This window comes from Serratia sp. AR11 (assembly GCF_056376275.1).
In genome coordinates this window covers 1784938-1796332 of sequence record NZ_CM150739.1, presented here as the reverse complement: position 1 = coordinate 1796332, position 11395 = coordinate 1784938, and the positions used below count along the sequence as shown (strand labels likewise).

Sequence of the window (11395 nt, the reverse complement as noted above, 5' to 3'; positions counted from 1 at the left end):
TAGACTTCCAATCAGTTACTTCCACAAACAAGTATTGATTTGGATAATTCTACACAATCATGGCACTGGAGATTAATTGTATTTCATCCACCCATGACTTCCAAAGAAATTGATTACTTTGTGGCTCAACCCAAAAAATAACATCCGAAGGATGTCTATACTTTGTATTCGAATACCTCACTTTGGCTGCATTTATAGTTGAAATCGTATGGGGAGTTATATGAGCATTGGCATTTCTCACAGTTTGCAAGTCTTTTATCAAAACTGAACTTGCCACAGCAACTGATATATTCTGTGCATTTGGAGTATTAAGCGAGGTAAATATATGACCTAATTTACCAACATCTCCCCACGTTGCTTCGCCTTGAGGTTTCGCTGATTTTATTTGAGTGACATTCTGGTTGCATGATAATACATTTGCTATATAGAACAACTCATAGTCAGTTAACGTTGAATATTGTGGATGGGTTATATGTTGACCATGTATAGTTTCACCACCTCGAATTGAACCAAAAAGCAGGTCCTTACAAAAGGCCCCCCAAGACTGCCACATCGCTGATATTAGTCCCTCTTGAAAAGCAAACTTATCTATATTCTTTTTACCCTCAATAGATAAAAAATGCCGATCAAAAGCACAATCAAGCCGACTAATCCGCTGGACTAATATATCGTGCACAGATTTAAAATACACGGTCATGGTTATCATAGCTCACATTAATACCCAACGCTTCAAGGATCACACCCACTCTTATAGTTCTGTTTGGTGCTTTCGTTGTACTAGAACTTGTAGCCTTAACATATGTGCCATAAGGGCCGTCCAGTTCTTTTGACTCATGGGCTTGAGTTATCGCAATCAACCTTTCCCTTGCAAGAGGAATATCTACAGCAAAGCTACCTATAGGTGTGGCATCCAATTGTTCTTGTAGGTTTCCAATACCATATTTTGCTGCTATTAAAGCGGTAACTAGAGAGTGTAAAGCATAACTTTTCATCATGAAGCTTTTTCTTAATGGCTCTAACTCTGAAATAATAAATTCAAAAGCATCCATAATCTTAGCGGTATACTCTTGACGATTAACAAAAGAGGCATCGTATTTTTTATATATACCGCTTAGCTGAGTGGGGCTGAGGCTCATCATCCCATTCTCAATAGAAAGAACCAGTTCAGCCAATAACTCAGCATCTTTCATTCTTAATATTTCCCGATCGGTAAATACGCCGAACTCAATAAAAAACTCACTAAGATGATCTGACAGCTCATTTATAAAGAACTTGAACTCCCCCGTAAATGCTGAATGCCTTTTCTCAGCTTCATTCAATGGGAGTGTATAGGCGTTCATTCGCCTAAACATTTGCAGTATTTCTGGACGACTTGCAGTTCTTATAACGTCAGCTGATACTGAATAAGTCATAAATTTTTCTTGCTGTTCAGCTTCCAAGTCTTTAAAAAAACACCCTGAGAACTTACTTTCACCAATGATTCTAAATTTATTATTTATATAATTCTGAATTGTTGTTATTCGTTGTTGTCCATCGACAATTTCTCTATTTGTCTTTTTATTTTCTCGATTATAATATTCATAAAGATAAATCTTCGGGAATGGATAACCTTCTAATATTGTATCTATGAAATAACTCGCTGGTCCTGCAGGCCACAACCCGGCTCCTCTTTGATACTTGTCGTTAACGACAAGCTCTCGTCGAGATAACATTTCAACCAATTCAGAGATGCTGTAATTATTATTTAAAATTTGCATAAGTATCCTTTCTTGCTGCTTTTACGGTTTGAAGTGATTAGATAACATTTCTTGCCGGCGCGCAATGCTATCCCCGCCTCGCCTGCCCGCTTCGTGTGTCGCTTTTCATGCAGGTGCATGATCCGGTGCGATCCGCGCCAGTGCTGGCGCTAAGGGGGTATGAACCACACCGGATTATCATGCAAATTCATGCAGCTAATGCATGCATGGCTACTCTTACGGAAACCGACTGCTTCTAAGTTAAATTAATGCCGGGCTGGAGTATAAGCATCAAAACACTTCAGCATGGCCCGTTTGATTGCCTCCGACACCCCGGCAAGCTCTGTTCCCGTCGGTTTTTCACTTAAGCTTGTCTCAAACTCTCCCTCACCAACTGTCAGAGTAAAACCACTCTCTTCACGACGCAGATTTAAGCTGGTCAACACATGCATTTTTGGGAAAGAGATCGGAGATTTATCAACGGTCAAACCAACGGAAAACAACAGGCAACCAAACTCATTAAGGCTAAGCTCGTTCAAAGCTGTTTTCGCACTTCCGCCGTCTTTCATTGCAGTAATGAACACATATTCTTCCGTCTGGCCATCGCCGGGATGTTTCCAGTAAGATTGTTCAAGCTCCAGAGAATCAGAGAAATTCTGCACTACCAAGCCCGCAATACTCTGCAAAGCCTCTCGTTCTTCCCTTTGCAATTTCACAACTTCATTGTATCTATCTCTAATATCTTGAAATTTAATCATTTTAGTATCTTTGAATGGCTCATAGGCAACCAGCATTTAACCCCCTATACATATGTTTATCAAGGATTTTCACTCACCAAAGAAACCTCAACCGATCATCATGTTCGGGAGTGCGGATAATTTATTCAGTAACCTAACTCACCATAAGCCAAATCTGCGATGGATCTTCGTAGTGCCGTCGAAGACACATTCAAATTTCTAGAAGAAAGCCGAAATATTCTTCTGGCAATCTGGCGAGCAGGCATTTCGAATGTAGATTCAACAGAAAAGGCTATGGTTGCGCTAAATATAAAACCTGCGGTACTAGGCAGGAATGAAATCTTTGATGAACACATTAGGAAAGCTATCCGGAGTTGTGGCCGGAACAGTCATCAACCTTCTTAAGCTCTCGCTCAATGTGCTGTCCCAATAACTAGCCATGCGATGCTGCATGGCTGTCGCCGAACCTTAAGCAGCCTCTAAATCTCGTATCATGCGGTAAGATTAGCAAGCTGCTTGATCGCCTCAGCTTTCTCTGGGGCAATGTTAGTTTTCATCTCCCCTGCCAGTTCTGAAATCCATATCAATGCTATGTCTTTGTCCTTCGCTTGGCTCTCATAACAAACCCCCAGACGGGCAATGAGTTCAATACGTTCCAAAACAACCAATTCTTCCACTGCTGGTAAATGCACCCTGTTCCTCCGATGCTTAATCACTGTATGCATATACAGTATTAACCATAAATTTTGCTTCCGCAACTAATTATTAAAAACCAGCCCAATCATTAACCGGCTCATACTGCATTGAAATATCACCAAATTTGACTTTAGCACCGCGTGCTAGCGCTTCCAGTTCCCAGCGCTGGGCGGCAATGTCGTGCTGGGCCAAATCTGCCCGGATTCCGCTCAGCCGCTCACGTTCTGCCGGAGTCAATCTTGCTGACGGGGCCACTTCTGGCACCTGATAAGGGTCAAAACTACGTTGTGATTTCTTTATCTGCGACGGAATAGCCCGTATACGGCTCATAACAGACCGTGTAACGGTCATATCATTCCAGTCAATCGGTGTTTCCGGTGAGTGTTCCAGCACCGCCACGGCCTCTACAGGCTCACTATCCTGCGAATTTGTAGCGCCTTTGCTATCGACCAACCCACAGTTATTGACAGGACTCCGAGGCGCGCCGGAGGCGCTTTGCAAAGTCAAAGGCTCAACAGCAACGGCTTTAGCAACAATGCGCCATTGTGTTGTCCGGGTTTCATAGATGCGATCTGCGCCAATATGCGGGGCATAAATCCCCGCAATTTTCTGGACTTCTTCGTCATAGGCGTTGAGTTCGTCGGCAACCCTGCGGGCAACACGCACGGTCTGATCGTCGCGGGCAACGTTAGTGCCGCCCTGGGCCAGAATGTAAGCGGCAAAATCACCGGCATCAGCGGCAGCACGTACCGCCTCTACGTTATCGTCAAACTCGTCGGCCAGACTGATAGAACGAATTTTACGACACTCGCGCCACGCACCACGCGACGGCAGGCCAATGAATTGAAATTGAGGAATACGCCACGTTGACGCCCACGCGGTGACAGCGGCGGCCGTCTCGGTCAACAGCTCGCCGGTTTCATGGTCACGCTCGCCATCCAGCGCGTAACCGTCGATATTTTTGGCGATGTATTTGGCGATATAGCCCGCCGCGCCGCCTTTGTTCAAGTGCTTACAGTCAAAACGATTCTTAGCTGCGCCGCGTTCGTCGCCATCTTCGGCCATCGCATAGCGCCGCATGATGTCGATCACCGGTTGGCGCTGCTCTTTGGAGGTAAACAGCATCATATGCCAGTGCGGCGTTGCATCGTGATGCGGCTCGACAACGCGCACACCGTAGACCTGCAGGTCATTATCTTTAAATGCCGTGCGGATATTGCTCCACAGGTTTACAAGGTAGCGCTGGCCGTCTTTTGGCGTGTACGCCTCTTTATCCCAATTGTGGTTAAACTGCACCTTCGGGCTGTTTTTACCGATGGTACGTGTCGGGTGGTATTTGGATGGCGTAGTGATGGTGATAAACATCCCCTTATCGCCTTTAATCTCGGCAGCCTGTTGAACCCCGGCAACTATCGTCATTAGTTCCATGCGGCGGATCTCCGGGTTAGAGATGCTCGCCATTACCTTATCGATCAGGCTGAATCGTTCGCCGGTTTCGACGTTTTCCAGCTCGCGGCTGTTGAGGTAATCAAAGTTAGATTGGCGACGCGCTTTCACTTCACGGATCGCCTGCTTGCTGGCATAGGACGACGCCCCACGGTTCACATTGCCGACAGCAATCAACAGCGCCTCGCGCCAGCGCGTGCGCTGGGCCTTTAACTGGCGCTCCCACCATTCGGCATTAACCAGCCGTGACAGGCTTGCGATTGCTGACCGGGCATCTAGTTTGCCTTTGCGGTATTTGCTCCAGTGCATCGGGGTGATGTTAAAAGCGCGAACCATTGGCGCGGTATGACCATAAAAATCGGCCTGAGTGCTATCTTCCAACAGCCCTGTATTGTCTCCACCGTTGCGCTCAATGAATTCTTCACAACGGCCCTCATAGATAGACAACAGTTGACCGGCCACGCGATCCGCAAGGCGTTTCAGCTCTTTGTCATCCATACCCGGTAAGCCAGCATAATTATCAATCTCCGCCATCCAGCGCGGTGAAGCTGCAAGGTTCATCCCGTTTTTGGCGTTCACAGCCTCAATGCGAGGCCATATGCGGCGCTCAAACTGGAACACCAGCCATTTATTGGCGTCATGCAGCCCTTTGGATTTCAGCAGGTAATCATGGCGTGACAGGAAAATGGCGCTAAGAAAGCGCGGCAGGGGATGGATATTGCGTAAAACAGCTTGCCCCTGAGCATGTTCCTCACGGGTAAGCGGTCTTACCGGCCCGGCGATTGCCGGGCGCGGTGCGTTCCATGGGTAAGCGTAAGCGGGTACCGCTTGGCTCATCGAATTATTGCGCCGTTGGCGTGGATGCAATTACCGCAGTAGCGCTCGTTACATGAGGAACACGGCGAATCATCAACGATGCGCCATTTAACGCCTGCAGCATCCATAGCCCGCTCGTAGATGGTCGCCACGCGTGCGCCTGAATAGTGTTTCCAGATAGTCGGGATAACCACCACCACCGGCTTATCCATTCCGGGCCTCGCATACTGCGAAAGCTTCTTGGCATAGGTTGCTAATGCGACCAATTTCAGCCGCCAGTGAGGCAATGCTGGTTACGCTGGAATTACGCACACCATGATGAATCAGACCGTTCACCAACTGGTTAAGGGTTGGGTAATAACCAATAGCCTCATAACGTTCTTGGCCTTCGTTTTTTCCTTTTTTCCCAACCTTCACCGTATTAAGAATGAATTGCAGGCTATCGCTGGTGATAACAAATTCAGTGCCGATTTTAATTTCCATGTAATTTCCTTAATCGTAATTTTGGTTTTCTGGGCGGCGCATGAATTCTGAATCACTCAAATCGGCCGCAATAAAATGACCTGATGCCAAAAGCAGCAGGCCGAATAAAATAAAGAACCCGGTCATGAAGGCGTCGAACAAATATAAAGACGACCTTTCACCTCGCGGAGATACTGGCAGCCCACGCAGGTATAAACACCGGGAACAGCCTCACGGCGGGCGGGTGGAATCGGGGCATCACATTCTTCACACACGAACGCAGAAGGCAGTGCAGAAGATTTGCGGGCATTAGCGATCTGCGCCTCCAGCAATAGCGCCTGATTCTCCTGTGAGTAATCCATAGAGTCCGCCATCAGTGCAGTTCCTGTGCTTGGTGCTCGATGGTTTCAGCCTCTTGGCGCAGCAGTTCCACCGCTTCGGTAGCCGTTAAGCCGTTCTTAGTAATGTGAGCAGCCAAACGCACCAAACGAGCAGCGGCGAGATCGGCTTGATTCTTACGTTCATCAAGACGGGCGCTATCAAGCAATACGATCACCTGTGAGAATTCGCTCCCTTCCTTGGCCCGGTCTAACCCAATAAAAACCATATTTGACATACTTAATTCCTTATTTTAGGCAAAGCGATGCCCGGCGGGTTAACGCCAGAATTACGCAATGCGGTTAATTAGTGTTTAATTCGCAATCATCATTACTGATAAATCGCGGTAAGGTTTTTGATAAATCAATCAGGTCATTCAGCGCCCATACGATTTGTTTACGCTCTGAATAACTCATTTCTGCAAATTTCATATTTACATGCCGTTCTTTCAATCCAGCATGAAAACAAACAGTTCTGCGGATATGCCCCGGTGACTTATCAAAAGCCTCTTGAGCCACATTCTTTCTATGCGAGAACAAATCACGCTTAATCTGAGAAATGCGCTTAATGCCGATAGTTTTTTGGTCATCCGTTGCCAGTAACATATCAACCCCAATTAACGGCAGAACATACGGCGCAATAGTTGCGCAGGTTTTGCAGTAGACAGACCGCGCAGCAATGCAGCCTGATCATGACGTGGCCGCCAGCGTTTACCGCCCGGCAGTTCAATAAAGCCGTTTTCAAAATGACGCGATGGGCTTTGCTGTTTCAGTAGTGGAGCTATTGAGATAGGCACAGTGATCACCTCAGCTTAAACCAGCGACAACACTCAGGCCGCCGAGCACGTCAACGGTGGAGGCTAGCGCCGGGGTGGATTGGATACGGTTTTGAACGGTCAGGCTGATTAGCGACAAATGGCGGATCGCCGTGTTGACGCTATCGAGTAAAGCGGATTTGCGAGATGCTGTTTTGTGGTCGCCATCTACCGCCGCCGCCGCAACAGAACCTACTGCTGCCGTGGCCTTCAATGCATAGGTGGATATGTTGCCAGCACATGCCTCATTGATTGGCACTGAAGGTAAACAATTCAACTGTGCCAGTAAGGCATCTACCAAGCTGGAATCTTCTGTTGCATCAGTGATTGCCAATAGTTCAGTGCAACTCAGTTGATGCGGTTGTTCTGGATTCAGCTTATTGCGCAGCATCTGCGGCTTCATTTCAATTTGTTCAGCAACCCGCACAAGGTTTTGCCGAACAGCAAACTGGCGACACGCCATATCAAAATGTGGATGTTTCGAAACTTCAAAATCAAACATTTCTCTCCCCTTTTGCGTCTGGCAACATCTCAAACCGTTACCGAAAATTCACATTCCGAGAGAGCATTGAGAGTGAGCTTCACCATGTTGATGAGGACTTTCTCCCGTTTTGCACCAGTTCCTAAACGGTGACGGTATGATGACAAACGCCCATCAGCGAGCATGTCATCAACTGTATTTTTAGATAACCCTGTTAGTTCACAGTATTTTTCTATGGTTACGTGCGGTGTAGGAACCGTGATTGAAATGTTTTTACGCATAGTGCAAGATCCTCCGATGACCTGTGGCGGGTCGCGTTAAGTGGTGGTTAATGGTGTTTAACGCCAAAAACTCCGTTTCGAAGTAAATTTAATACCCCGAATCGGATTAGTCAACGAAATTTACTTTGTTTTGGTGGTGTATGGAATTTAATCAGGGTGCTAAAGCAGCTATCGAAAGGATGGTTGAGGCCTACGGGGTCAAGACAAAACTTGCCTTGTGTGATGCATTAGGTGTTACTGCCAGCGCTCTTTCTAACCGACAAGTCCGTGATTCTTTCCCTGCTGAGTACGTGCTGAAATGTGCTTTAGATACGGGTGCATCACTGCGGTGGTTAACATATGGTCAAGGTGAGATGTTTGAGCAAGATGTGGTAACGGCCCCATCAGCCATATCCGTTCCAAGTAAAACACTTTCTGATAGAAAGCTTTTCGAGGGGGATACTTTACTCGTAGATAAAGCATTTCTTCCAAACAATATAAAAAAACCTCTAATCATAATTAACGGAGACATAAAATATATCGCAACTCAAGTATACGATGATATTTATGATGGAACTTGGTTAATTAGCATTGATAATAACATTAGCATTCGCGACTTAGTTCGTATTCCTGGAAACAAAGTTAACATATCCGACAGGAAGCACTCCTTTGATTGTGATATTAACGAACTTGTCGTTGTCGCAAAAATACTTGTGCTCTGTACACTCGTGTAGTTAAAAAATCAACAATTACGTTATCTAATTAATAAAAGATGAAAATTATATGACTACACAAGAATTCACACTAAGCATTATCAAGATTGTTTTTGAATCTTTAAAATATATTATTTGGCCACTAGTTATACTGTTTGCTCTATTCATATTCAAAAAACCAATTTACGATCTACTATGCAGACTTAAAAATTTCAAACTCAATGCTGGCGTTGCATCTTTTGAAGCAACATCTCCGATTGAAGAGATAAAGGACAATATATTACTTAAAAAATCAACACAATCAGCAACAGAAGGAAATACGAATGCATCCAGCGAATCTAAAAACAATATCATCGAAGAAAATGATTCTAACTTAGAAGAACACTGGCTAGCCTCGCTGTCTAAAAAGCTAAAAAACAATGATATCTCTGGTGCAGAAGAAGTATTTAAGTCACAGCTATCTAAGCTTGATAACAAAGATGATATATTTAATGACACTGCGATATACTTTTATTTTACCTACTCAAGAGGCCTACTGCAAAAATCCTTAGCTGATCTTGAAAATCACATGCTAACAGCTACAAATGAGAAGCAAAAAGTTGAAGGTAGCCGATGGTACACTCTATCGTTAAAGATGACAAAGCAATATGATAAAGCAATCTCATTCTTATTAAATATGCTTAGTGAACTTAAAAACGAAAAATTAAAATCTAGTGTAATATGCAGAATTTCATCATTGTATGTAGATAATCATCAAATAAACTTAGCTAAAGAAATCATAATTGAAAGACTCAAGATATCTAGTAGCAATGAAGATCTTTCTATACTATATAAAGAACTTTCTTCTGTAGAAAGCTCTCTAGGAAACGATAAAGCGTCTGCTTTATGTTTAGACAAAGCATTGCAATATAATCCTGATGATAGAGATGAGATGTTCAATGCAGCTTATAAAGCTGGTGATAATGAATTAAAATTTATTGAAATCAGCAATTACGATATCTTATTAAGACTGGATAGGAATAATGAAGGTGCCCTTAATAACTTAGCCGTAAGAGCGGAGAGCGAGAAGCTTAATTCTATATCCAACAAACTTAACCTTAAAGCTTGCAAACTTGGACATAGTCTATCTTTAGCTAACGAAGGTGTTAAATATTGCGCCGCTGGACTGCTAGATAAAGCAGAAGAGTTTGCAACTGCAGCTTTGGAAAAAGATCCTCCTCACCCGAATGCGTATTCATTATTAAAAGACATTAACAACAAAAGAGAAAAAGAAGAAAAAGCTTGGTCTGAATTAATTGAAAAATCTAACATTTTACAAAAGAAATTCAGAGAGTACACATCACACTATTACCTACCATCTAAGCCATTAATTTCAGGCATGGATCCATATATCAATGGAAATATTCTAGCAAATTTACATCTTGACGAATCAAAAATAATCGTATCTTGGGAAACAATAAACGAGACAACCGGAGCTAAACGAAAGGTAAAAATATCAGCCGAAATGGTTAACACTAGCTTAACTGGATTTTATTCAGAAAAAAATGAAAGCGAACAAACAACTTTATTGAGATTAGCTTCCGAAAAAAATATAAAAATACTTGGATTCATAAATAATATAAAAAATGAACTACTTATTTTTTCTGAAAGCATGGAAGAAAATTTTAGCTTGATAGTTAATTTCAAAAAATCCAAGAATGTTTCACATGAATAAAACCAAACATTGACCACTGGTTTTACATACAGTTTAATACCCTCCGGATTTCAAGAGGGGTTACAATGGCAGTTCGGAAACAATCATCCGGTAAGTGGTTATGCGAGTGCTACCCTGCTGGCCGAGAAGGCCGCAGGGTACGTAAGCAGTTCGCAACCAAAGGTGAGGCAATCGCATTTGAACGCTTCACTATGGAACAGGTAGATAACAAGCCGTGGTTAGGCGAGGCAATTGATCGCCGTAAGCTGAGTGAGGTTGCCAAACTTTGGTACAACCTCCACGGTCAATCCCTCACCGCTGGCGAACGCACCTACAAAAAACTATGCCTTGTGATTGAAGCCCTAGGCGATCCCCCAGCTACCACCTTCGCTGCAAAAGACTTCGCGCATTATCGTGATAAGCGTTTGTCCGGTGAAATCTACTTTTCCGAGAAGTGGAAAAACGGCGCAGAACCTGTCACCGTCAATCTTGAGCAAAGCTACTTAAGCGGTATGTTCAGCGAGCTGGCTCGGCTTGGCGAATGGAACCAACCCAATCCGTTAGAGAACATGCGCAAGTTCACCGTCGCAGAAAAGGAAATGGCGTGGCTTACCCATGCACAAATCACAGAGCTGTTAGCAGCCTGCAGCAGAGGCGATTCTGATTTGCCACTTGTGGTCGAGGTATGTCTCAGCACCGGCGCACGTTGGCGAGAAGCGGAAAACCTCACCCGGTCACAAATAACACCGCATAAGATCACGTTCATCCGTACCAAAGGCAAAAAGAACCGCAGCGTTCCGATCAGCAAAGTACTTTATAAGAAATTGATAACGCGGGGCGATAGCCGACTGTTCAGCGAGTGTTATTTCCGCTTTATGGCAGCGCTCGAAAACACCAGTATTCAGTTACCCAAAGGCCAACTGACACACGTGTTACGCCATACTTTTGCAGCGCACTTTATGATGTCTGGCGGTAACATTCTGGTGCTGCAACGCATCCTAGGGCACCATGATATCAAAATGACAATGCGCTATGCCCACCTTGCACCGGAGCACCTCGAAACCGCCCTACAATTCAACCCATTGGCGACGATGCCAAGTGGCGACAAAGTGGCGGCATAGCTTGGCAATCCCCGTATTTCCTCACCCCACACCGTCATAACA

Annotated in this window: 15 protein-coding genes; 3 read left to right on the top strand and 12 right to left on the bottom strand. The window is 44.5% G+C overall.

All coding sequences use genetic code 11. The features are described 5' to 3' along the window. Positions 1 to 49: 49 nt before the first annotated feature. The 12 genes from ACSOSI_RS08550 to ACSOSI_RS08495 form a co-directional block, all read right to left on the bottom strand. Positions 50 to 706, bottom strand: a complete 657-nt coding sequence (locus ACSOSI_RS08550) for a hypothetical protein (protein ID WP_476706891.1) — start codon at positions 704 to 706, stop codon at positions 50 to 52. Then, positions 681 to 1757 (bottom strand): DUF262 domain-containing protein, encoded by a 1077-nt coding sequence (locus ACSOSI_RS08545; RefSeq protein ID WP_476706890.1) that lies wholly within the window; start codon positions 1755 to 1757, stop codon positions 681 to 683. Before ACSOSI_RS08545 ends, ACSOSI_RS08550 begins: the two co-directional genes overlap by 26 nt. A 245-nt stretch (positions 1758 to 2002) precedes the next feature. After that, complete coding sequence (locus ACSOSI_RS08540) at positions 2003 to 2530, bottom strand: hypothetical protein (RefSeq protein WP_476706889.1); 528 nt, start codon at positions 2528 to 2530, stop codon at positions 2003 to 2005. Between the two features lie 434 nt (positions 2531 to 2964). Then, positions 2965 to 3165, bottom strand: coding sequence for a hypothetical protein (locus tag ACSOSI_RS08535; RefSeq protein ID WP_476706888.1), 201 nt, complete (start codon positions 3163 to 3165; stop codon positions 2965 to 2967). A gap of 73 nt (positions 3166 to 3238) precedes the next feature. Continuing rightward, positions 3239 to 5452, bottom strand: a complete 2214-nt coding sequence (locus tag ACSOSI_RS08530; protein WP_476706887.1) for a replication endonuclease — start codon at positions 5450 to 5452, stop codon at positions 3239 to 3241. 183 nt (positions 5453 to 5635) lie between these two features. Continuing rightward, positions 5636 to 5914: a DUF5405 family protein gene (locus tag ACSOSI_RS08525; protein ID WP_476706886.1), complete on the bottom strand. Its 279-nt coding sequence runs from the start codon at positions 5912 to 5914 to the stop codon at positions 5636 to 5638. Positions 5915 to 6036: 122 nt separating this feature from the next. Beyond that, positions 6037 to 6267, bottom strand: a complete 231-nt coding sequence (locus ACSOSI_RS08520) for a TraR/DksA family transcriptional regulator (protein ID WP_476706885.1) — start codon at positions 6265 to 6267, stop codon at positions 6037 to 6039. Further along, positions 6267 to 6509 carry a DUF2732 family protein gene (locus ACSOSI_RS08515; protein ID WP_476706884.1) on the bottom strand — a complete coding sequence of 81 codons (243 nt, stop codon included), beginning with the start codon at positions 6507 to 6509 and terminating at the stop codon, positions 6267 to 6269. Before ACSOSI_RS08515 ends, ACSOSI_RS08520 begins: the two co-directional genes overlap by 1 nt. A 64-nt stretch (positions 6510 to 6573) precedes the next feature. Continuing rightward, the gene (locus tag ACSOSI_RS08510; RefSeq protein WP_476706883.1) at positions 6574 to 6876 is read right to left on the bottom strand and encodes a hypothetical protein; all 303 of its coding nucleotides are present in this window, start codon (positions 6874 to 6876) and stop codon (positions 6574 to 6576) included. 11 nt (positions 6877 to 6887) lie between these two features. Beyond that, on the bottom strand, positions 6888 to 7067 hold the full coding sequence (locus ACSOSI_RS08505) for a phage filamentation protein Fil family protein (protein WP_017894102.1): 180 nt from the start codon (positions 7065 to 7067) through the stop codon (positions 6888 to 6890). 10 nt (positions 7068 to 7077) lie between these two features. Continuing rightward, positions 7078 to 7587, bottom strand: coding sequence for a phage regulatory CII family protein (locus ACSOSI_RS08500; protein WP_476706882.1), 510 nt, complete (start codon positions 7585 to 7587; stop codon positions 7078 to 7080). Positions 7588 to 7616: 29 nt separating this feature from the next. Continuing rightward, complete coding sequence (locus ACSOSI_RS08495; protein ID WP_071531437.1) at positions 7617 to 7847, bottom strand: MerR family transcriptional regulator; 231 nt, start codon at positions 7845 to 7847, stop codon at positions 7617 to 7619. Positions 7848 to 7987: 140 nt separating this feature from the next. Between ACSOSI_RS08495 and ACSOSI_RS08490 the strand changes: the two genes are divergently transcribed. From ACSOSI_RS08490 to ACSOSI_RS08480, 3 genes are all read left to right on the top strand, one after another. Beyond that, positions 7988 to 8560 (top strand): phage repressor protein CI, encoded by a 573-nt coding sequence (locus ACSOSI_RS08490; RefSeq protein ID WP_476706881.1) that lies wholly within the window; start codon positions 7988 to 7990, stop codon positions 8558 to 8560. 49 nt (positions 8561 to 8609) lie between these two features. Next, positions 8610 to 10253, top strand: a complete 1644-nt coding sequence (locus ACSOSI_RS08485; protein WP_476706880.1) for a tetratricopeptide repeat protein — start codon at positions 8610 to 8612, stop codon at positions 10251 to 10253. Between the two features lie 65 nt (positions 10254 to 10318). Next, positions 10319 to 11353, top strand: a complete 1035-nt coding sequence (locus ACSOSI_RS08480; RefSeq protein ID WP_476706879.1) for a phage integrase — start codon at positions 10319 to 10321, stop codon at positions 11351 to 11353. Positions 11354 to 11395 lie beyond the last annotated feature (42 nt).